General features: G+C 37.9%; 1 pseudogene. It reads right to left on the bottom strand.

The annotated features are described in order from the left end of the window. A pseudogene (locus tag H4J57_RS20420) lies at positions 1 to 248 on the bottom strand (IS110 family transposase); the annotation flags it as partial.

The raw sequence follows: 248 nt of genomic DNA, 5'->3' as shown, positions 1-248 counted from the left end.
ATAAGTAACACCTTGAATTGTGCGATAAGCACTTCCACTAACAGTTGATTAGGGGCTATTACGCCTTCATCTTCGGTTAACGGAACGGCTTCTTTAATGCTAAGTAATCGAGCATTATTGACGGTTTCATAATGTGAGTTGTGACGATTAAAGAAGTCTAATAAGGTTTGCTTTCTGGCTTTTTTAACCGCGGTGAGCGATGGCCATTTACTGATGAAATCACAAAAGATTAAGGTATCTTTTTCTTT

It is taken from the genome of Colwellia sp. BRX8-7, from assembly GCF_014077275.1.
GTDB lineage: Bacteria > Pseudomonadota > Gammaproteobacteria > Enterobacterales > Alteromonadaceae > Colwellia_A.
Note: the sequence above shows the minus strand (reverse complement) of the source record. Positions and strands in the feature narration are given on the sequence as shown.